General features: G+C 67.7%; 17 protein-coding genes. 8 read left to right on the top strand and 9 right to left on the bottom strand.

What is annotated here, in order from left to right:
- Positions 1 to 26: 26 nt before the first annotated feature.
- On the top strand, positions 27 to 1,061 hold the full coding sequence (tsaD, locus tag ACZ5MJ_RS03940; protein ID WP_464222535.1) for a tRNA (adenosine(37)-N6)-threonylcarbamoyltransferase complex transferase subunit TsaD: 1,035 nt from the start codon (positions 27 to 29) through the stop codon (positions 1,059 to 1,061).
- Positions 1,062 to 1,122: 61 nt separating this feature from the next.
- Here tsaD and folE2 read toward each other — a convergent pair whose 3' ends face one another.
- From folE2 to ACZ5MJ_RS03920, 4 genes are all read right to left on the bottom strand, one after another.
- Positions 1,123 to 1,926, bottom strand: coding sequence for a GTP cyclohydrolase FolE2 (gene folE2, locus ACZ5MJ_RS03935; protein ID WP_464222533.1), 804 nt, complete (start codon positions 1,924 to 1,926; stop codon positions 1,123 to 1,125).
- A 214-nt stretch (positions 1,927 to 2,140) separates the two neighbouring features.
- Positions 2,141 to 4,057: a 1-deoxy-D-xylulose-5-phosphate synthase gene (dxs, locus tag ACZ5MJ_RS03930; RefSeq protein ID WP_464222532.1), complete on the bottom strand. Its 1,917-nt coding sequence runs from the start codon at positions 4,055 to 4,057 to the stop codon at positions 2,141 to 2,143.
- A gap of 42 nt (positions 4,058 to 4,099) precedes the next feature.
- Positions 4,100 to 4,984 (bottom strand): polyprenyl synthetase family protein, encoded by an 885-nt coding sequence (locus ACZ5MJ_RS03925; RefSeq protein WP_464222531.1) that lies wholly within the window; start codon positions 4,982 to 4,984, stop codon positions 4,100 to 4,102.
- Positions 4,981 to 5,286, bottom strand: coding sequence for an exodeoxyribonuclease VII small subunit (locus ACZ5MJ_RS03920; protein WP_464222530.1), 306 nt, complete (start codon positions 5,284 to 5,286; stop codon positions 4,981 to 4,983). The genes ACZ5MJ_RS03925 and ACZ5MJ_RS03920 overlap by 4 nt, the downstream gene beginning before the upstream one ends.
- A 389-nt stretch (positions 5,287 to 5,675) precedes the next feature.
- On the opposite strand from ACZ5MJ_RS03920, the gene ACZ5MJ_RS03915 reads away from it, so the two are divergent.
- The 3 genes from ACZ5MJ_RS03915 (at position 5,676) to ACZ5MJ_RS03905 (ending at position 8,823) form a co-directional block, all read left to right on the top strand.
- The gene (locus tag ACZ5MJ_RS03915) at positions 5,676 to 6,779 is read left to right on the top strand and encodes an aromatic ring-hydroxylating oxygenase subunit alpha (protein ID WP_464222529.1); all 1,104 of its coding nucleotides are present in this window, start codon (positions 5,676 to 5,678) and stop codon (positions 6,777 to 6,779) included.
- Between the two features lie 207 nt (positions 6,780 to 6,986).
- Positions 6,987 to 7,910, top strand: a complete 924-nt coding sequence (locus ACZ5MJ_RS03910; protein ID WP_464222528.1) for a DMT family transporter — start codon at positions 6,987 to 6,989, stop codon at positions 7,908 to 7,910.
- A gap of 55 nt (positions 7,911 to 7,965) precedes the next feature.
- Positions 7,966 to 8,823 (top strand): sulfurtransferase, encoded by an 858-nt coding sequence (locus ACZ5MJ_RS03905; RefSeq protein ID WP_464222527.1) that lies wholly within the window; start codon positions 7,966 to 7,968, stop codon positions 8,821 to 8,823.
- A 2-nt stretch (positions 8,824 to 8,825) separates the two neighbouring features.
- Here the strand turns inward: ACZ5MJ_RS03905 and ACZ5MJ_RS03900 are convergent, their stop codons facing one another.
- From ACZ5MJ_RS03900 to polA, 4 genes are all read right to left on the bottom strand, one after another.
- Positions 8,826 to 9,707, bottom strand: a complete 882-nt coding sequence (locus tag ACZ5MJ_RS03900) for a ZIP family metal transporter (protein ID WP_464223646.1) — start codon at positions 9,705 to 9,707, stop codon at positions 8,826 to 8,828.
- Positions 9,708 to 9,818: 111 nt separating this feature from the next.
- Entirely contained in the window at positions 9,819 to 10,697 is an 879-nt protein-coding gene (locus tag ACZ5MJ_RS03895) for a dienelactone hydrolase family protein (RefSeq protein ID WP_464222526.1), read from the bottom strand.
- A 169-nt stretch (positions 10,698 to 10,866) separates the two neighbouring features.
- Positions 10,867 to 12,195, bottom strand: a complete 1,329-nt coding sequence (locus ACZ5MJ_RS03890) for an NAD(P)/FAD-dependent oxidoreductase (protein WP_464222524.1) — start codon at positions 12,193 to 12,195, stop codon at positions 10,867 to 10,869.
- A gap of 169 nt (positions 12,196 to 12,364) precedes the next feature.
- The gene (polA, locus tag ACZ5MJ_RS03885; RefSeq protein ID WP_464222523.1) at positions 12,365 to 15,184 is read right to left on the bottom strand and encodes a DNA polymerase I; all 2,820 of its coding nucleotides are present in this window, start codon (positions 15,182 to 15,184) and stop codon (positions 12,365 to 12,367) included.
- A gap of 4 nt (positions 15,185 to 15,188) precedes the next feature.
- On the opposite strand from polA, the gene ACZ5MJ_RS03880 reads away from it, so the two are divergent.
- The 4 genes from ACZ5MJ_RS03880 to ACZ5MJ_RS03865 all read left to right on the top strand — a co-directional run bounded on the left by ACZ5MJ_RS03880 (position 15,189) and on the right by ACZ5MJ_RS03865 (position 18,740).
- Positions 15,189 to 16,136, top strand: coding sequence for an LOG family protein (locus ACZ5MJ_RS03880; RefSeq protein ID WP_464222522.1), 948 nt, complete (start codon positions 15,189 to 15,191; stop codon positions 16,134 to 16,136).
- Positions 16,137 to 16,362: 226 nt separating this feature from the next.
- Complete coding sequence (locus ACZ5MJ_RS03875; RefSeq protein WP_464222520.1) at positions 16,363 to 16,794, top strand: hypothetical protein; 432 nt, start codon at positions 16,363 to 16,365, stop codon at positions 16,792 to 16,794.
- A gap of 129 nt (positions 16,795 to 16,923) precedes the next feature.
- Entirely contained in the window at positions 16,924 to 17,928 is a 1,005-nt protein-coding gene (locus tag ACZ5MJ_RS03870) for a homoserine kinase (protein ID WP_464222519.1), read from the top strand.
- Positions 17,929 to 17,933: 5 nt separating this feature from the next.
- The gene (locus ACZ5MJ_RS03865; protein WP_464222518.1) at positions 17,934 to 18,740 is read left to right on the top strand and encodes a BPSS1780 family membrane protein; all 807 of its coding nucleotides are present in this window, start codon (positions 17,934 to 17,936) and stop codon (positions 18,738 to 18,740) included.
- 16 nt (positions 18,741 to 18,756) lie between these two features.
- Here the strand turns inward: ACZ5MJ_RS03865 and ACZ5MJ_RS03860 are convergent, their stop codons facing one another.
- A complete protein-coding gene (locus tag ACZ5MJ_RS03860; protein ID WP_464222517.1) occupies positions 18,757 to 19,515 on the bottom strand; it encodes an IclR family transcriptional regulator in 759 nt (252 codons plus the stop codon).
- Positions 19,516 to 19,613 lie beyond the last annotated feature (98 nt).

Here is a 19,613-nt window from a genome sequence, read left to right as displayed (position 1 = left end):
ACCGGACACGGCTCCATGCGCTTCCCATGCTTGTCCTCGGCATCGAATCCTCCTGCGACGAAACCGGCCTCGCCCTCTACGACACCGGGGCCGGCCTGCTGGCGCACGCGCTGCACTCGCAGATCGCCATGCACCGCGACTACGGCGGCGTCGTCCCCGAACTGGCCTCGCGCGACCATATCCGCCGCGTGCTGCCGCTGCTGGAACAGGTGCTGGCCGATGCCGGCCGCACCCGCCAGGACATCGACGCCATCGCCTTCACCCAGGGCCCCGGCCTGGCCGGCGCGCTGCTGGTCGGCGCCTCGGTGGCCAATGCGCTCGGCTTCGCGCTGAACGTGCCGATGGTGGGCGTGCATCACCTGGAAGGCCACCTGCTGTCGCCGCTGCTGACGCGCGAGCCGCCGCCCTTCCCGTTCGTGGCGCTGCTGGTGTCGGGCGGGCATACGCAGCTGATGGAAGTGCGCGGCATCGGCGATTACACGCTGCTCGGCGAAACGCTGGACGACGCCGCCGGCGAAGCCTTCGACAAGACCGCCAAGCTGCTGGGCCTGAGTTATCCGGGCGGCCCGGAAGTGTCGCGGCTGGCCGAGTTCGGCATTCCCGGCGCGTTCGCGCTGCCGCGGCCGATGCTGCATTCGGGCAACCTGGACTTCTCCTTCGCCGGGCTGAAGACCGCGGTGCTGACGCAAACCCGCAAGCTCGCCAATACCTGCGAGCAGGACCGCGCCAACCTGGCGCGCGCCTTTGTCGATGCCATCGTCGACGTGCTCGCCGCCAAGTCGATGGCGGCGCTCAAGCAGACCGGCCACAAGCGGCTGGTGGTGGCCGGCGGCGTGGGCGCCAACCGGCAATTGCGCGAGCGGCTGGACCAGCTTGGCAGGCAGCGCAAGCTGGAGGTCTATTACCCGGACCTGGCGTTCTGCACCGATAACGGCGCGATGATTGCGTTTGCCGGCGCGATGCGGCTGCAGGCCGCGCCGGAACAGGCGCGGCATGAGTATGGCTACGGCGTGACGCCGCGCTGGGACCTGGCGGATATCCGCCTGCCCTCGGCGGCCTGAACCGCGCAAAAAAATAGCCACCGCATGCGGTGGCTATTTTCATTGGCAGCTAACAAAGCGGTCAGGCGACGCGCTTGTCCCGCTCGATCACCGCATACGCGCTGTGGTTGTGGATCGACTCAAAGTTCTCCGCCTCCAGCACATAGGCCACGATGCGGTCATCCGCATTCAGCCGCATGGCGATATCGCGCACCAGGTCCTCGACGAACTTGGGATTCTCGTAGGCGCGCTCGGTGACGAACTTCTCGTCCGGACGCTTGAGCAGGCCCCACAGTTCGCACGAAGCCTCTTCCTCGGCCATGCGCACCAGCGCTTCCACCGGCAGCTCGCCGGCCAGCTCCACGTTCATGGTGATATGCGAACGCTGGTTGTGCGCGCCATATTGCGAGATCTTCTTCGAGCACGGGCACAGGCTGGTCACCGGCACCAGCGCCTTCAGGAACACGCGCGTAGCGCCGTTGCGCACTTCGCCGGTCAGCGTGACCTCGTAGTCCAGCAGCGACTCCACGCCCGACACCGGCGCGATCTTGCTGATGAAGTACGGGAAGCTGACCTCGATGCGGCCGGCCTCGGCTTCCAGCTTTTCCAGCATCTTGTCCAGCATCAGCCGGAAGCTGGACAGCTCCAGCGGCGCGCGCTCTTCTTCCAGCAGCGCGACAAAGCGCGACATATGCGTGCCCTTCTGGTCCGCCGGCAGATGCACGTCCAGGTTGAAGGTGCCCACGGTCGGCACGATGCCGGTCGGGGTCTTCAGGGTCACGGGGTAGCGCACGCCCTTGACGCCGACACGCTGGATGGGGATCTGGCGGGTGTCGGGGCTCGACTGGACGTCGGGCATGACAAAGGCGGGATTGATGTCATTCATCTACGGTTTCCTCCAGGGTTGCGCCAATGGGGGGCGGCACAAGCCCTTACGGTCGCGGCATTTTCGCAGTCCATCCATGCCGCGCAACGAGTGTGAAACCACGGGACCCTGCACAGGCAGGCCCGCAGCTGCGAACACAAAAAAAGGGGAGTTTAAGGGAATTCGGACGCACACGTGGTGCGGCGGCCCGAATCCCCCTGGGCGTGGCGGGTAATCAGGCCACGCGCGAGGCGACCATGACCTTGGGCTGGTCCAGCCCGAAGCGCTCGCGCACCGAGCGCTCGATGCCGGCCGCGTCCAGGCCGCATTGCTGCAGCAGGTAGGCCGGGTCGCCATGGTCGACGAAGCGGTCGGGCAGGCCCAGCGTCAGCACCGGCTTGTCGATACCGGCCTCGGCCAGCGCCTCGAGCACGGCACTGCCGGCGCCGCCCATCACGCTGCCCTCTTCCACGGTCACCAGGTAGTCGTTTTCGGCGGCCAGGCGCTTGACCAGTTCCACGTCGAGCGGCTTGACGAAGCGCATGTCGGCAACGGTGGCGTCCAGCGCCTCGGCCGCGCCCAAGGCCGGATGCACCATCGAGCCGAACGCCAGGAAGCCCACGCGGTGCCCCGCGCGTGCACGGCCCTCGCGGCGCACCACGCCCTTGCCGACCGGCAAGGTGGTGAGCGCGGCGGCAATGGCCGCGCCCGGGCCGGAGCCGCGCGGATAGCGCACGGCGGTCGGGCAGGCCTGGTGGAACGCCGTGCTCAGCAGCTGGCGGCACTCGTTCTCGTCGGACGGCGTCATCACCATCATGTTGGGGATGCAGCGCAGGTAGGCGATGTCGTAGGCACCCGCATGCGTGGCGCCGTCGGCGCCGACCAGGCCGGCGCGGTCCAGCGCGAACACCACCGGCAGGTTCTGCAGCGCCACGTCGTGGATCAGCTGGTCATAGCCGCGCTGCAGGAAGGTCGAATAGATCGCCACCACCGGCTTCAGGCCCTCGCAGGCCAGGCCGCCGGCAAAGGTCACCGCGTGCTGCTCGGCGATGCCCACGTCGTAGTAGCGGTCCGGGAAGCGCTTTTCGAACTCGACCATGCCCGAGCCCTCGCGCATCGCCGGGGTGATGCCGACCAGGCGCTTGTCGGCCGCGGCCATGTCGCACAGCCAGTCGCCGAACACTTGCGTGTAGGTCTTGCGCGCGGGCTTGGCCGCCGGGCGGATGCCCTCGGCCGGATTGAACTTGCCGGGGCCGTGGTACAGGATCGGGTCGGCCTCGGCCAGCTTGTAGCCCTGGCCTTTCTTGGTGACCACGTGCAGGAACTGCGGGCCGGCGCCTTCCAGCGCGCGCTGGCGGATGTTCTGCAGCGTCGGCACCAGCGAGCCCAGGTCATGGCCATCGATCGGGCCGATGTAGTTGAAGCCGAATTCCTCGAACAGCGTGGCCGGCACCATCATGCCCTTGGCATGCTCCTCGAAGCGCTTGGCGAACTCCAGCACCGGCGGCGCCACCGACAGGACTTTCTCGATGCCCTTCTTGGTGGCCGCGTAGAACTGGCCGCTCAGCAGCCGCGCCAGGTGGCGGTTGAGCGCGCCCACCGGCGGCGAGATCGACATGTCGTTGTCGTTGAGCACCACCACCAGCGGCAGGTCCTTGTACACGCCGGCATTGTTCAGGGCCTCGAAGGCCATGCCCGCGGTCATGGCGCCGTCGCCGATCACCGCCACCGAGACGCGCTGCTGGCCCAGCGTGCGCGCGCCCAGCGCCATGCCCAGCGCGGCCGAGATCGAGGTCGACGAATGCGCGGTGCCAAAGGTGTCGTATTCGCTCTCGCTGCGGCGCGGGAAGCCCGAGATGCCGCCCCACTGGCGCAGCGTGCCCATGCGTTCGCGGCGCCCGGTCAGGATCTTGTGCGGATAGCTCTGGTGGCCCACGTCCCACACCAGCCGGTCGTCCGGGGTGTGGAAGACGTAGTGCAGCGCGATGGTCAGCTCGACCGTGCCCAGGTTGGACGACAGGTGGCCGCCGGTCTGCGAGACCGACTCCAGTACATAGGCGCGCAGTTCGTCCGCCAGGGTCTGGAGCTCGCGCCGGTCGAGCTTGCGCAGGTCTGCGGGGGCGTCAATCTTGTTGAGGAGTGCGTAGGTCATGGTGTCCGTTCGGCCGCCGAATTCTCACGTCCGGCTCTCAGTTCAATGTGTGCGCAGCACAATCAGGTCCGCCAGGTCGCGCAGGCGGGCCGCGCGGTCGCCAAAGCCAGCCAGCGCCTCGTGGGCGTCGGTGCGCAGCGCTCCGGCCAGTTCGCGCGCCGCGTCCAGGCCCATCAGCGACACATAGGTCGGCTTGTCATGGGCGGCGTCCTTGCCGGCGGTCTTGCCCAGCGTGGCGGTATCCGCAGTGACGTCCAGAATATCGTCAACCACCTGGAACGCCAATCCCACCGCCGCCGCATAGCGGTCCAGCGCGGCCAGGCCCCGGGCGTCGATTTCACCACATAGCGCACCCATGCGCACGCTGGCGCGCAACAGTGCGCCGGTCTTCATGCGGTGCATGGCCTCGAGCGCCTCGCGCGACATGGCGCGGCCCACGTTCTGCAGGTCGATCGCCTGGCCGCCGGCCATGCCGATCGAGCCCGACGCCTGCGCCAGCTCCGCCACCAGTTGCAGCCGCACCGCGGGCGCGATGCCCCCGGCGCCAGCCAGCACGATAAAGGCCTGGGTCTGCAAGGCGTCACCCACCAGCAGCGCGGTGGCCTCATCATAAGCCTTGTGCACCGTCGGCCGGCCGCGGCGCAGGTCATCGTCGTCCATGCAGGGCATATCGTCGTGCACCAGCGAATAGGCGTGGATCATCTCCACCGCGCAGGCCGCCGCGTCGCAGGCGGTCGGGGCCGCGCCGCTGACTTCGCCAGCGGCATGCACCAGCAGCGGCCGCACGCGCTTGCCGCCGCTCAGTGCAGCATACCGCATCGCTTCGTGCAGGGTGTGGGGCACGGTGTTGCCTTCAGGCAACGCTGTCTGCAGGGCAGCCTCGGTGCGCACGCCCTGGGCCTGCATCCATTGTGCAAAGTCGCTCATGCCTCGTCCGCCCCCTGTGCACCGTTGCCACCATTGCCATCGCCGGCCAGGGGCTTGAGCACATCGCCCTCCAGCACCCGGACCTGCTGCTCGACCCGCTCCAGCTTCTGCTGGCAGTAGCGCACCAGCTCGGCACCGCGGCGGTAGGCCGCCAGCGAGGCCTCCAGCGGCAGTTCGCCGCTTTCCATGCTGGCCACCAGCGTTTCCAGTTCGGCCATCGCCGCCTCGTAGGAAGCCGGCGGCGCCAAGGCGCTGCTGTCGGTGTTGTCGGTCTGGACCGGAGCGGTCGTGGTTTTTGGCATATCAGGACCTGGAATCAAGGGCCGGGGGGAACCCCGGATGGGGAAGCCCGGATTTTACGCCAAAGCGCGCGCTTTCCCCCAACGTTGCGCAGAGCAGCATATTCACAACATGCCCCATTCCGGTGCCAGAACCCGAGAAGTGACTTGTGCGCTCGGGTCGTCTTTCCGAATGCGCCCGCTACGGCACCCCGATGACGACCCGGGTCGACTTTTTCGCTAAAAAGGCAAAAAAATCAGTCCCTTAACTTTTTGGCTCGGGTACAATCCCCCGTTCGCCGCCAGGGGTGTGCGGGAGATTCCCGACCGGGCGGCAGTCTTTCCCAAATCGATTCAATTTTCGATGGTTGGGTTGTTCACTGCTTTCACCTGTTCATCTGGGAGTGGGGATAATGTCCAATCTCAGCACCGCGCTCAACCTGGCGCCGGCTGATTCGCAGCTGCCCGTCGGCGTCTATTTCGACGAAGCACTGCATCAACAAGAACTCGAACTGCTGTTCAGGAATGGCCCGGGCTATGTCGGCCACGAACTGATGGTTGCGGAAGTCGGCGACTTCCACACGCTCAAGGCCGAGGACGAAGGCCGCATGCTGGTGCGCAACGCCGCCGGTATCGAACTGATGTCCAATGTCTGCCGCCACCGCCAGGCCATCATGCTCAACGGCCGCGGCAATGCGCAGAACATCGTCTGCCCCCTGCACCGCTGGACCTACGACCTGAAGGGCGAACTGCTCGGCGCGCCGCATTTCGACAAGCAACCTTGCCTGCACCTGAAGCGCTCGCCGCTGCAGAACTGGAACGGCCTGCTGTTCGAAGGCAAGCGCGATGTGCGCGCCGACCTGGCCAGGCTGGGCGTGGCGCAGGACCTGAACTTCGACGGCTACATGCTGGACCACGTCGAGGTGCACGAGTGCGACTACAACTGGAAGACCTTTATCGAGGTCTACCTGGAGGACTACCATGTCGTGCCGTTCCACCCGGGGCTGGGCAGCTTCGTGTCGTGCGACGACCTCAAGTGGGAGTTCGGCGAGTGGCACAGCGTGCAGACCGTGGGCCTGCACGCCGGCCTGAAGCGCCCCGGCAGCCCGACGTACCAGAAATGGCACGACGCGGTGCTGCGCTTCAACAACGGCGTGCTGCCCAAGCACGGCGCGATCTGGCTGACCTACTACCCCAACATCATGGTGGAGTGGTACCCGAACGTGCTGGTGATCTCGACGCTGCACCCGGTCGGCCCGCGCAAGACGCGCAATGTGGTCGAGTTCTACTACCCCGAGGAAATCGCGCTGTTCGAGCGCGAGTTCGTCGAGGCCGAGCGCGCCGCCTATATGGAAACCTGCATCGAGGACGACGAGATCGCCGAGCGCATGGACGCCGGCCGGCTGGCGCTGCTCAAGCGCGGCACCAGCGAGGTCGGTCCGTACCAGTCGCCGATGGAAGACGGCATGCAGCACTTCCACGAGTGGTATCGCCGCGCGATGACTTACGCCGGCTAGCGCGATAACCGCACAACGCACGCAGCAACGGACCGCCATGGCGGTCCGTTTTGTCTTGGGGCCGATGTGCGCTGCTAGAATCATCGTTCGGCGCCGGCGGCGCATGCCGCCCGCGCCGGCCCGTTCCGCGACGCGAGGCCAGCCACGAAGCCCCGCTCGCGCGCCGGACTCCTCTCCCGCTTCTGCTCGCTTCACCACGCCCTCGCCATGCAATCGCTCTGGATGCTGTTCGCCGCCTTCGCCTTCTCGTTGATGGGGGTTGGCGTCAAGCTGGCGTCCGATCTCTACACCACCGGCGAGATCGTCTTCTACCGCGGCCTGATCAGCGTGGTCATCATGTGGGTGCTGCTGTCCTCGCGCGGGGTCCCGGTGCGCACGCCCTACATGCTGTCGCACATCAAGCGCAGCGTATTCGGCGTGACCGCGCTGATGCTGTGGTTCACCTCGATCTCGCTGCTGCCGCTGGCCACGGCGATGACGCTGAACTACATGTCGCCGGTGTGGATCGCGCTGATCCTGGGCGCCGGCGCGGCGCTGGCCGGCACCGCCGGCAATGCCGACCGGCGCCTGGTGCTGGCGATCCTGCTGTCCTTTGCCGGCGTGATCTGCCTGCTGCAGCCGTCGGTCGGCAAGGACCAGCTCACCGGCGGCCTGGTCGGCCTGATCTCGGGCATGTTCACTGCGCTGGCCTATGTCGAGGTGCGCCAGCTCGGCCAGCTGGGCGAGCCCGAGGGCCGCATCGTGTTCTATTTCTCGCTGGTCGGCATGATCGCCGGGCTGGTGTGGATGCTGCTTGGCGGCGTCAGCCCGCATACCTGGTACGGCGCCGGCCTGCTGCTGGCCATCGGCATCCTGGCCACGCTGGGCCAGACCGCAATGACGCGCGCCTACAAGCGCGGCAACACCCTGCTGACCGCCAACCTGCAATATGCCGGCATCGTCTTCTCCAGCGTCTGGGGCATGCTGATCTGGTCCGACCGCCTGAACTGGCTGTCGTGGCTGGGCATGGCGCTGATCATCGCCAGCGGCATCGCCACCACGCTGATGCGCGCGCGCCAGGGCACCGATGCCAAGCCGACCCCCGCCACGCCGGTCAAGTCACCCGAGGCGGAAGTGCACCCCGAGGTGTAGCATCGGCCAGGCCAGATTCCCCTTGATCCTTTCGTTCGATCGCAACAGGACTACTATGCAGAAACCGCTGATTTCCGTCGCCGCGCTGCAATCGCTCTTGGCCACGCCCGGCAGTTGCGTCGTGATCGACTGCAGCTTTGACCTGGCCGACCCGGCCGCCGGCCGCGAGGCCTTCCGCACCGGCCACCTGCCCGGTGCCTTCTACCTGCACCTGGACAATGAGCTGTCCGGCCCCAGGACCGGCAGCAACGGCCGCCACCCCTTGCCGGATGCCGACGACCTGGTCGCTCGCCTGCAGGCGCTGGGCGCGGACGACGACACCCCCGTGGTGGCCTACGACGCCCAGGGCGGCATATTCGCCGCGCGGCTGTGGTGGCTGCTGCGCTGGATCGGCCACGATGCCGTGGCCGTGCTCGATGGCGGCAAGGACGCCTGGGTCAGGGCCGGCCTGCCGCTGCAGCACGATGCCGCGGAAGAGCCGGAATTCCCCGGCAAGGTCAGCCGCCGCAAGTCGCTGGTGCCGACCGTCGACGCGGCCGCGCTGGTCGGCAACCTCGACAGCGCCGGGCTGCTGGTGGTCGATGCCCGCGCCCCCGACCGCTTCCGCGGCGAGAACGAGACGCTGGACCCGGTCGGCGGCCATATTCCCGGCGCGGTCAACCGCTTCTTCAAGGACAACCTGGGGGCGGACGGCCGCTTCAAGCCGGCCGAAACCCTGCGCACCGAGTTCGGCGCGGTGCTGGGCGCACGCGCCCCGGCGCAGGCGGTGATGCAGTGCGGCTCCGGCGTCACGGCCTGCCACAACCTGCTGGCGCTGGAAGCGGCCGGCCTGGGCGGCGCGGCGCTGTATCCGGGATCGTGGAGCGAATGGTGCGCCGACCCGGCGCGCCCGGTCGCTACCGGGGCGGCCTGACCTCAGCGTGACGAGGCAACGGGCGCGGCATGGCCGTGCCCGCCGTGGCTGTGCTGCTCGTGCACGCCGTTGGTGATGAAGACGATGGCCGAGATGCCCGCGGCCACCAGTACCACCTGGATCGCCGATTCGCGCCAGCGCGGCTTGCGCTGCATCTGCGGCATCAGGTCGCTGACCGCGATATAGAGGAAGCTGCTCGAGGCAATCACCAGCACGTACGGAATCCAGCCGCTCATCTCGTCGAGCAGGTAGTACCCGACCAGCCCGCCGGCAATCGCCGCCAGGCTCGACAGCAGGTTGAAGGCAAAGGCGCGCGCCTTGGAGAAGCCGGCGTTGAGCAGCACGATGAAGTCGCCCACCTCTTGCGGGATCTCGTGCGCCGCGATCGCCAGCGCGGTGACCACGCCGATATGCGGATCGGCCAGGAAGGCCGCCGCGATCACGATGCCGTCGGCAAAGTTGTGGAAGGTGTCGCCGACCAGGATGGTCAGCCCGCTGCGGCCCGCTTCCTCGCGGTCATGGCCGTGGTGGTGGTGGTGCCCGTCGCCCTCGTGGTGGTGCGAGTGGCGCAGCAGCGAGATCTTTTCCAGCAGGAAAAAGCCCAGCAGCCCCGCCAGCAAGGTGCCGAACAGCGCGCGCGAGTCGGCGCCGGACTCGAAGGCCTCGGGCAGCGAATGCAGCAGCGCGGTGGCCAGCAGCACGCCCACCGAGAAGCTCACCATGCGCTCGACCACGCGGGACGCCACCGTCAGCGACAGCAGCGCCGCCCCGAAGATGCTGCCCACCCCCGAGATCGTGGCGGCGAGCAGGATATACAAAAGCGTCGAATGGATGATGGGCTCCCGGGGTGGCGGTGCCACGCGGCCCCGCCGTTCCGCCCGCATCGCGCCGGGCGGCAAACGCAACAATGTTGCAATAACTCAAAGGCCGCATTGTACGTATCCGCCGGGACTTTGCAATCCTGCCGTCGGGCGGCAGGCGCCTGGACCGCCGGATCAGGCGACGCCGTGCTGCCTGAACCAGTCCAGGCACTTCTGCCAGCCGTCCCTGGCATCGGCCTCGCGGTAGCTGGGCCGGTAGTCGGCATGGAAGGCGTGGCCGGATTCCGGATAGACGACAAAGCGCGAGGCCCTGGCGTCCGGGTCGGACGACGATGCCAGCGCGGCCTTGATCTTCTCCACCTGCTCCAGCGGGATGCCGGTGTCCTTGCCGCCATACAGGCCGAGTACCGGGGCATGGAGCTGGCCGACCAGGTCGATCGGGTTCCTGGGCTTGAGCGGGGTCGTCTCGGGCGCCAGCTGGCCGTACCAGGCCACCCCGGCCTTCAGGCGCATATTGTGCGCGGCATAGAGCCAGGTGATGCGGCCGCCCCAGCAGAAGCCGGTGATGGCCAGGCGCGACACGTCGCCGCCGTTGGCACCGGCCCAGGCCGCGGCGGCGTCCAGGTCACCCATGACCTGCGCGTCAGGCACCTTGGCGATGACCTCGCGCTGCAGTTCCTGGATGGTGCCGAAGCTCTGGGGATCGCCTTGCCGCGCGAACAGCTCCGGCGCGATGGCCAGGTAGCCCAGCTTGGCAAAGCGCCGGCACACATCGGCGATATGCTCGTGCACGCCGAAGATCTCGCTGACCACCAGCACCACCGGCGGGTTCTTCCTGCCTTCCGGCTGGGCGCGGTAGGCCGGCATGCTGAAGCCGCCCGAGGGGATGGTGATCTCGCCGGCGCTCAGGCCGGCAAAGTCGGTCCTGATGGCCTGCTGGGCCATCACCGGCAGCGCGGCCGCCGCAAAGGCAGAACCCAGCGCCGTCTTGACAAAGCCGCGGCGGTCGAAGGTCTGGCCGGGGACCAGGCTATCCACTTCCGGTTTGAGCATGCGTGTCTCCAGGATCGTTGGTGGCTGGGCCGAGATGCGGCGCCAGCGCCAGATTTTAAGCAGACATGGAGAAGACATGGCGGCGCATGCACGCCGGCGGCCGGCCGCCCGGGGGAGCGGGCCTGCAGGTTTGACTGGTAGCCCGGCAGGAGCCGGCCGGGCTACCGCGTCAGTGCAGCTTGACGCGCGGACTGGTCTTGCGGCGCAGCCAGTGCGAGACGGTGTCCAGCGCCATGCCCAGGGCGCCGTGCAGCGCCATCACGTGCATGCGGTAGAGCGATGTGTACATGACGCGCGCCATCAGCCCTTCGATAAACATCGAGCCACCGATCAGCCCGCCCATCAGGCTGCCCACCGCGCTGAAATGCCCCAGCGACACCAGCGAGCCGAGGTCCTTGAAGGCGAACCTGGGCAGCGGCCGCCCTGCCAGCCGGGCGCGCAGCGCGTCGTAGAGGAAGGTAGCCTGCTGGTGCGCGGCCTGTGCGCGCGGCGGCACCGAGGCCTGTTTCTCCGGCCACGGGCAGCTGGCGCAATCGCCGAAGGCGAAGATGTCCGGGTCGCCCTCGCTCTGCAGCGTCGGCCCGACCACGATCTGGCCCTGGCGGCTGACCGGCAGGCCCAGGCTGGCCAGCACCGGCGGCGCCGTAATCCCCGCCGCCCACACCGTCAGGTCGGCATCGATATGCTTGCCGCTGGCAGTCAGCACCGCCTGCGGCGTGACCTCGGTGACGCGCTCGCCGGTCAGGACATTGACGTCGAGTTTCTTCAGCAGCTTGGCGGTCTCGGCCGAGACCCGCTCGGACAGCGCCGGCAGGATGCGCGGGCCGGCCTCGATCACGTGGATACGCACATCGCGGCGCGGGTCAAGCCGGTGCAGGCCATAGGCGCTGAGCACATGCGCGGTGTTGCGCAGTTCGGCCGACAGCTCCACGCCGGTGGCGCCCGCGCCGATGATGGCGATGTCCACGCGCGGCCGGCCGTCCTCGCCCATGCGCCCGCGCCCGTTCTGGGCACGCACGCAAGCCGCGATCAGCCGCTTGCGGAAACGCTCGGCCTGCGCCACGACATCCAGCGCAATGGCATTCTCGGCCGCGCCCGGCACGCCGAAGAAATGCGTGACGCAACCGATCGCCAGCACCAGCGTGTCATAGGGCAGTTCGCGCGCGGGCAGCAGTTCGGCACCGTCCTCGTCGAAGCTGGCCGACACCGAAATGGTCTTGCGGGTGCGGTCGATGCCGGTCAGCTCGCCCAGCTGGAACTCGAAGTGATGCCAGCGCGCCTGCGCCGCATATTCCAGCTGGTGCGTATTGGGGTCCATGCTGCCGGCCGCCACTTCATGCAGCAGCGGCTTCCAGATATGGGTGGGCAGGCGGTCCACCAGCACCACCTGCGCCTCGCCCTTGCGGCCGAGCTTGTCGCCCAGCTTCGTTACCAGTTCCAGCCCCCCTGCTCCCCCTCCGACGACAACGATGCGGGGGGGCGTCTTAGTTTCTGTCATGGTCTACCTGATGCGTTTTTGTGAATTCTTGCCTGAGGCCTTTTCCACAGTCTGCTGCATTGCAGCATTGCTGGCAAGCCGGCAGGCCTGACTCAGCAGTCGCTTCATTCGATACCACCACGCAAGGCGGGCGAGCCGGCCCGGACGGCCGGCTCGCCAGGGTATGGCTTCAGTGCGCCTCTTCCCAGTTGGCGCCGCTGCCCACTTCGGCCACCAGCGGCACGCGCAACTGCGCCACCGAGCACATCAACTCCGGCAGCCGCACCCTGACCAGCTCCAGCTCGTGCTCCGGCACCTCCAGCACCAGTTCATCGTGCACCTGCATGATCTGGCGCGTGCGCAGCCCGTCGCGCTCCAGCCAGCCCTGCACCGCGATCATCGACAGCTTGATCAGGTCGGCTGCCGTGCCCTGCATCGGCGCGTTGATGGCGGCGCGCTCGGCGGCCTGGCGGCGCGGGCCGTTGCCGCCGTTGATATCGGGCAGCCACAGCCGGCGGCCGAACACGGTCTCGACATAACCCTGCTCGCGCGCGGTCTGCCGGGTCTCTTCCATGTAGTGGGCCACGCCCGGATAGCGCATGAAGTAGCGGTCGATATAGTGCTTGGCGGCCTCGCGCTCGATGCCCAGGTTGCTGGCCAGCCCGAACGCGCTCATGCCGTAGATCAGGCCGAAGTTGATCACCTTGGCATAGCGGCGCTGCTCGCTGCTGACGGCCTCGCGCTCGACCCCGAAGATCTCGCCGGCGGTGGCGCGGTGGATGTCCTCGCCGTTGGCAAACGCGCGCAGCAGGTTCTCGTCGCCCGAGATATGGGCCATGATGCGCAGTTCGATCTGCGAGTAGTCGGCCGACACGATCACGCTGCCCGGCTCGGCGATAAAGGCTTCGCGGATGCGCCGTCCTTCCTCGGTGCGCACCGGGATGTTCTGCAGGTTGGGCTCGGTCGACGCCAGCCGCCCGGTCACCGCGGTGGCCTGGCCGTAGCTGGTGTGCACGCGGCCGGTCTGCGGGTTGACCATCTTCGGCAGCTTGTCGGTATAGGTGGACTTGAGCTTGGCCAGGCCGCGGTAGTCCAGCAGCAGCTTGGGCAGCGGGTAGTCCTCGGCCAGCTTCTGCAGCACCTCTTCGTCGGTCGAGGGCGCGCCGCTGGCGGTCTTCTTCACCACCGGCAGCTTCATCTGGCTGAACAGGATCTCGCCGATCTGCTTGGGCGAGCCCAGGTTGAAGGGCTGGCCGGCGGCCTCGTAGGCGGACTGCTCCAGCGCCAGCATGCGCTGGCCCAGCTCGGCGCTCTGCGTGGCCAGGCGGCCGGCATCGATCAGCACGCCGTTGCGCTCGACCTTCTGCAGCACCACCGAGACCGGCATCTCGATCTCTTCATACACGCGGCGCAGGCCCGCCGCGGCTTCCACCTGCGGGAACATCTTGCGGTGCAGGCGCAGCGTCACGTCGGCGTCTTCGGCGGCGTACTCGGTGGCGCGCGCCAGGTCGATCTGGTCGAAGCCGATCTGGCTGGCGCCCTTGCCGCACACCTCTTCATAGGTGATGGTCTTCAGGCTCAGCAGGCGCTCGGCCAGGCTGTCCATGCCGTGGTTGCGGTGCGAGGCCAGCACGTAGCTCTGCAGCATGGTGTCGTGCGCCACGCCGCGCAGCGTCACGCCGTGGTTGGCGAAAACATGGACGTCGTACTTGAGGTTCTGGCCCAGCTTGGGGCGGCTGGCATCTTCCAGCCAGGCGCGCATGCGCGCGAGCACGAACTCGCGCGACAGCTGGCCATGGTCGGGCAGCCCGGCAACGTCCGGGCCGCGGTGCGCCACCGGGATATAGCAGGCCACGCCCGGCTCGGCCGACAGCGAGATGCCGACCAGCTGCGCCTGCAGCGGATCGAGCGAGGTGGTCTCGGTGTCGATCGCCACCAGCGGCGCGGCCTCGATGCGCCGCATCCAGTCTTCCAGCTGGGCCTCGGTGCTGACGGTCTCGTAGCGGATCTCGGTCGGCGCGGCCTCTTCCGCTGCCGGCGCCTCGGCCTCGCCGTCAGCGGCCGGGGGGGCATCGAACAGGCCGCCCTGGGCAGGGGCCGACGCCGCGCGGGCGCGGGCCTGGGCGCGCGCATCGGGCAGGCTTTCGCCGGTGGCTTCGCGCAGCCAGGTCTTGAAGCCGTAGCGCGAGAAGAACGCCACCAGCTTCTCTTTGTCCTCGCCGATTTCGCGCAGCGCGTGGAAGTCCGCCACCGCCGCGGACAGGTCGCAGTCGGTCTTGACCGTGACCAGCTGGCGCGCCATCGGCAGCCAGTCCAGCGTATTGCGCAGGTTCTCGCCGACCACGCCCTTGATGCCGGGGGCGGCGGCCATCACGCCGTCGAGCGAGCCATGTTCGGCCAGCCATTTGACCGCGGTCTTGGGGCCCACCTTGGGCACGCCCGGCACGTTGTCCACCGCATCGCCGATCAGCGACAGGTAGTCGATGATGCGCTCGGGCGGCACGCCGAACTTGGCCACCACGCCGGGGGGATCGAGCACCTCGCCGCTCATGGTGTTGACCAGCGTCACCTGGCCGTTGACCAGCTGCGCCAGGTCCTTGTCGCCGGTGGACACCACCGTGCGCACGCCCTGCTCCGTGGCCTGGCGCGCCAATGTGCCGATCACGTCGTCGGCCTCCACGCCCTCCACCACCACGATCGGCCAGCCCATGGCGCGCACGGCCTCGTGGATCGGCTCGATCTGGCGCGCCAGGTCTTCCGGCATGGACGGCCGGTGCTCCTTGTAGGCCGGATACATGTCGTCGCGGAAGGTCTTGCCCTTGGCGTCGAACACGCAGGCGCTATACTCTGCCGGGTAGTCGTTGCGCAACTTGCGCAGCATGTTGATCATGCCGTAGATTGCCCCTGTGGGCAGACCCTCCCCATTCCTCAGGTCCGGCAGAGCGTGATAAGCGCGATACAGATAGCTCGATCCATCGACGAGCAAGAGTGTTTTTGGACTATCCGACATTCCCATGGACTCAAAATTGACTGGTGCCGCTGCAGGCGGTGCTTCGACCGCCCCCCTTGCTGACCCGGATGTTTCCGATCTTTCCGGCGATACCGTGCAACCCCCGCCGGCAGCTGCTGCGGAGCACGCCGCGGCCATCGCCGCGGCCGCCGATGCTGCCGCCGCGGGCCATCCGCCTGAAGTTGCTGCTGAAAAGGCTGCTGCTGCGGCGGCGCGCGCCAATCCGCGCAAGATGATCCCCAGCCTGCGTGCGCTGGCCGACGAAGACCGCGCTACCGCAAAGAAGGCGCGCGCCTCGTGGCAAATGTTCACGATTATGGCAGAGTTCATCGAGGCGACCGAGTACCTCTCGGAGATCCGCCCGGCCGTGTCGATCTACGGCAGCGCACGCCTGCGCGAGGATTCGCCGTACTACCAGCGCACCATCGAGATCGCCCGGCTGTTCTCGGACGCGGGCTTTGCCGTGATCTCGGGCGGCGGCCCCGGCATCATGGAAGCGGCCAACAAGGGCGCGCACGCCGGCAAGTCCGCCAGCGTCGGCCTGAACATCGAACTGCCGCACGAGCAGCAGGGCAATCCTTACCAGGACATTGCCATGCGCTTTCGCCACTTCTTCACGCGCAAGGTCACCTTCGTCAAGAACTCGGACGCCTTTATCGTGATGCCGGGCGGTTTCGGCACGCTCGACGAGCTGGCCGAGGTGCTGACGCTGGTGCAGACCGGCAAGTCGCGCTCGGTGCCGGTGATCATGTTCGGCAGCCGCTTCTGGAAGGGCCTGCTGGACTGGTTCCGCTTCACGCTGCTGCCGATGGGCCTGATTGCCGAGCACGACCTGGACCTGATGAAGATCGTGGACGAGCCGCACGAAGTGCTGGAAGCGGTCTACGACTACTACGAGCAGCGTGGCGGCGACAAGCCGATCCCGCCCAAGGAAGAGATGTTCTACCTGTAAGGCGGGAACAGGCACCGGGCCGGGCACGCACCATCAAGCGATCTTTACTGCACTTTTTGTCGTCGCGCAGGTGCCCCTCGGGGCACGGCGGCGGCCTGCGCACGGCAGGAATTGCTAGAATGGAACCTGTCCGTCTGCCAAGCCCGGCGCCGCCGGGTTGCAGTCCAACCGCCGCATGCCGCGGCGCTGCGCGCAAGTCACTCCGCAGCCCGCACAGGAGCACCTGATGACCTCCCCCTCTCCCGTCCGCTCAGTCCGGTCCACGCGGTCTGCCGCCGTGGCCGGCGAGCCCGAATCGCCTGCCAGGCGGTCCGCGTCCAGCCTCGCCGCCGTGGCGGCCGCGCTGGCGCTGGCTTCCGGCTGGGCCGTCGCGCAGGAAAGCAATGCGCTGACGCAGCAGGAGCTGAACCAGATCAACAACCAGCCGATCGCGCCGGCGGCCAAGTCGCAACTGAACCAGCCGCGCGAGCCGAGCTTCCAGCTCAATGAGCGCGATGGCACCCAGGTGCGCGAGTACCGCGACAAGGGACGGGCCACCGATATCCAGGTCAAATCAGGTTTCGGCACAAAATACGAAATGAGCAAGCCGGAAGACAGCTCGCCCAAGATCCGCGATCACGACGTCAACCGCGTGCCTTCGGTCAACCTGAAGTTCTGAGTTCGCTTGCCCACGGCCTGGCATAAGCCCCAGGCCGCGCCGGCCCTCCGGCAGTCATGCCGCGGCGGCGGCCCGGACTTTGTCCGAATTTGGCGCCCGCCGTTTTCCGATTCGCTTCACACAACGAGTATGGCCGTATTCACCACGGTCTCGCAGGACGAGATCGCCCGCTGGCTGCTGGATTTCAACCTTGGCGAAGTGCGCGAACTGCGCGGCATCGCCTCTGGCATCGAGAACAGCAATTTCTTCCTCACCACGGAGCACGATGGCCAGACGCGCCAGTACGTGCTGACCATTTTCGAGCGCCTGACGTTCGAGCAGCTGCCCTACTACCTGCACCTGATGGCGCACCTGGCCGAGCGCGGCATCCGCGTGCCCGCGCCGATCCCGGCGCGCGACGGCGAGATCCTGCGCCCGCTCAAGGGCAAGCCCGCCACCATCGTCACGCGCCTGCCCGGCGCGTCGCAGCTGGCACCCGACGCGCAGCACTGCGCCAAAGTCGGCGACATGCTGGCGCGCATGCACCTGGCCGGCCTGGACTATCCGCGCCGCCAGCCCAACCTGCGCAGCCTGCCGTGGTGGCAGCAGACCGAGCGCGAGATCCTGCCCTTCCTCAATGCCGGGCAGCGCGCGCTGCTGCAGCAGGAGATCGCCCACCAGGCCGCTTTCTTCGCCAGCGCGGCCTACACCAGCCTGGGCGAAGGCCCGTGCCACTGCGACCTGTTCCGCGACAACGCGCTGTTCGAGGAAGACGGCAGCGGGCGCCACCGCCTGGGCGGCTTCTTCGACTTCTACTTCGCCGGCAACGACAAGTGGCTGTTCGATGTGGCGGTCACCGTCAACGACTGGTGCATCGACCTGGCCAGCGGCGAACTCGACCCGGCGCGCGCGCAGGCCCTGCTGCGGGCTTATCATGCGGTCAGGCCGCTGACCGATACTGAAGCCGCGCACTGGCAGGACATGCTGCGCGCGGGTGCGCTGCGCTTCTGGGTGTCGCGACTGTGGGACTTCTACCTGCCGCGCGAGGCCGACATGCTGCAGCCGCACGATCCGACCCATTTCGAACGCATCCTGCGCCGGCGCCTGGACGCAACTCCCGCGAACCCTGCGAGCGCCCCGCTCCCCTGGATCTGATCCGTATGCAACTACTGGAAGTCCCTGCCAAGGAAGGCTACACCTGGTTCCGCCAGGGCATCTGGCTGTTCCGCAAGAACCCGCTGACCTTCCTGATGCTGCTGTTCGTCTACCTGATCGCCGCGCAGCTGGCCATCGTGGTGCCGCTGATCGGCATCATCGCGCTGCTGGTGGTCACCCCCGGCCTGTCGGTCGGCGTGATGACCGCATGCCGCGACGTGATCCAGAACAAGCGCGTACTGCCCACCGTGCTGCTGGCGGGCTTTCGCGCCAACGGCAAGGAAGCCACGCGCAACCTGCTGGTGCTGGGCGGCATCTACGCCGGCCTGGTGTTCGTGCTGGGGCTGATCGCCGGCGCCGTGGTCGACATGAGCGCGCTGGTGCCGATCGTGCTGAAGGAAGAAGCGCCGACCGCCGAGGCGGTGCGCCAGCTGTACTACGCCATGCTGATCGGCGCGCTGCTGTACACGCCGATCGCAATGATGTTCTGGTTCGCGCCGCTGCTGGCGGCCTGGCACGGCGTGCCGCCGGTCAAGGCGCTGTTCTTCAGCTGGACCGCCTGCTGGCGCAACCGCGGCGCGTTCTTCACCTACGCGGTGCTGTTCGCGATGCTGCTGGTGGCGATCCCGTTCTTCCTGGAGGCGGTGTTCAGCGCCTTCGGCGCGGAGACGGTGCTGTCGTTCCTGGTCACGCCGTATTCGCTGCTGATGCTGGCGATCCTGTACTGCTCGTTCTACGCAACCTACCGGGGCTGCTTCAACGTGACGCCGCCGGGCGTGGATCCGGCCGCGACGGCAACCCCGGGCGCCTGAACAACGGGCCAACGGGCTATTCGCAGAAGGTCTTCACCATCTCGTCCGCTGCCAGGCGCAGGTCTGGCACGAACCCCATCAGCTGGTCCATCGTCATGCGCGCCATCGGCACCTGCACGGCAATCGCCGCGCAGGCGCGGCTCCGGTTGCGCATCACCGGCACCGCGACCGCGATCATGCCCTCCAGGTTTTCCTGATTGTTGATGCCCAGGCGCCGCCGCCGCGTCTCGGCCAGCTCCGCATGCAAGGCCTCGGCATTGGTGATGGTATGCGCCGAGTGCGCGCGCAGCGGCAGGCTGGCGACCAGGCGCTGGCGCTGCGCGCTCGGCAGGAACGCCAGCAGCAGCTTGCCGCTGGCAGTGCAATGCAGCGGCACCCGCGAGCCTGGCTGCAGGTGCATGCGCAGCGGCCATTGCGTTTCCACGCGGTCCAGATAGACCACGTCATCGCCTGACAGCATGGTCAGGTTGCAGGTCTCCCCGATCTTGTCGACCAGTTGCTGCAGGATCGCATGCCGCGCCGCCGCCGGACCTGCCTGCATCAGCACATTGACGGCCAGCTGCCGCACGCGCGATGAGCACTCGTAGTGGCGGTTGCCAGCCGTGCGCGACACCAGCCATGTGCTTTCCAGCTGCTTGAGGATGCGGTGGACGGTCTGCTTCGGCAGCTCGATCGCCTGCACGATGGACGCCAGCGACAGTGGCTCATCGGCCGTGGACAGGATCTCGAGAATGCGGAAGGCGCGCACCGCGGCGGCATTCGAGTGATTGCTCATGGATCAAATTTAGAAGATTCCGGGACGCATGGCCGTCCCGAAAACTGAATTCCGCATCGCACCCCGGCTGCGCGCTCGCGAAAGCGCACAAATTGGGA

The organism is Cupriavidus sp. LA-1, from assembly GCF_055385985.1.
Note: the sequence above shows the minus strand (reverse complement) of the source record. Positions and strands in the feature narration are given on the sequence as shown.

What these genes read in the sequence shown, in the direction of transcription:
- tsaD (WP_464222535.1), top strand. Translation starts at nt 27, where the DNA reads ATGCTTGTCCTCGGCATCGAATCCTCCTGCGACGAAACCGGCCTCGCC.
- folE2 (WP_464222533.1), bottom strand. Translation starts at nt 1,926, where the DNA reads ATGAATGACATCAATCCCGCCTTTGTCATGCCCGACGTCCAGTCGAGC.
- dxs (WP_464222532.1), bottom strand. Translation starts at nt 4,057, where the DNA reads ATGACCTACGCACTCCTCAACAAGATTGACGCCCCCGCAGACCTGCGC.
- ACZ5MJ_RS03925 (WP_464222531.1), bottom strand. Translation starts at nt 4,984, where the DNA reads ATGAGCGACTTTGCACAATGGATGCAGGCCCAGGGCGTGCGCACCGAG.
- ACZ5MJ_RS03920 (WP_464222530.1), bottom strand. Translation starts at nt 5,286, where the DNA reads ATGCCAAAAACCACGACCGCTCCGGTCCAGACCGACAACACCGACAGC.
- ACZ5MJ_RS03915 (WP_464222529.1), top strand. Translation starts at nt 5,676, where the DNA reads ATGTCCAATCTCAGCACCGCGCTCAACCTGGCGCCGGCTGATTCGCAG.
- ACZ5MJ_RS03910 (WP_464222528.1), top strand. Translation starts at nt 6,987, where the DNA reads ATGCAATCGCTCTGGATGCTGTTCGCCGCCTTCGCCTTCTCGTTGATG.
- ACZ5MJ_RS03905 (WP_464222527.1), top strand. Translation starts at nt 7,966, where the DNA reads ATGCAGAAACCGCTGATTTCCGTCGCCGCGCTGCAATCGCTCTTGGCC.
- ACZ5MJ_RS03900 (WP_464223646.1), bottom strand. Translation starts at nt 9,707, where the DNA reads ATGCGGGCGGAACGGCGGGGCCGCGTGGCACCGCCACCCCGGGAGCCC.
- ACZ5MJ_RS03895 (WP_464222526.1), bottom strand. Translation starts at nt 10,697, where the DNA reads ATGCTCAAACCGGAAGTGGATAGCCTGGTCCCCGGCCAGACCTTCGAC.
- ACZ5MJ_RS03890 (WP_464222524.1), bottom strand. Translation starts at nt 12,195, where the DNA reads ATGACAGAAACTAAGACGCCCCCCCGCATCGTTGTCGTCGGAGGGGGA.
- polA (WP_464222523.1), bottom strand. Translation starts at nt 15,184, where the DNA reads ATGTCGGATAGTCCAAAAACACTCTTGCTCGTCGATGGATCGAGCTAT.
- ACZ5MJ_RS03880 (WP_464222522.1), top strand. Translation starts at nt 15,189, where the DNA reads ATGGACTCAAAATTGACTGGTGCCGCTGCAGGCGGTGCTTCGACCGCC.
- ACZ5MJ_RS03875 (WP_464222520.1), top strand. Translation starts at nt 16,363, where the DNA reads ATGACCTCCCCCTCTCCCGTCCGCTCAGTCCGGTCCACGCGGTCTGCC.
- ACZ5MJ_RS03870 (WP_464222519.1), top strand. Translation starts at nt 16,924, where the DNA reads ATGGCCGTATTCACCACGGTCTCGCAGGACGAGATCGCCCGCTGGCTG.
- ACZ5MJ_RS03865 (WP_464222518.1), top strand. Translation starts at nt 17,934, where the DNA reads ATGCAACTACTGGAAGTCCCTGCCAAGGAAGGCTACACCTGGTTCCGC.
- ACZ5MJ_RS03860 (WP_464222517.1), bottom strand. Translation starts at nt 19,515, where the DNA reads ATGAGCAATCACTCGAATGCCGCCGCGGTGCGCGCCTTCCGCATTCTC.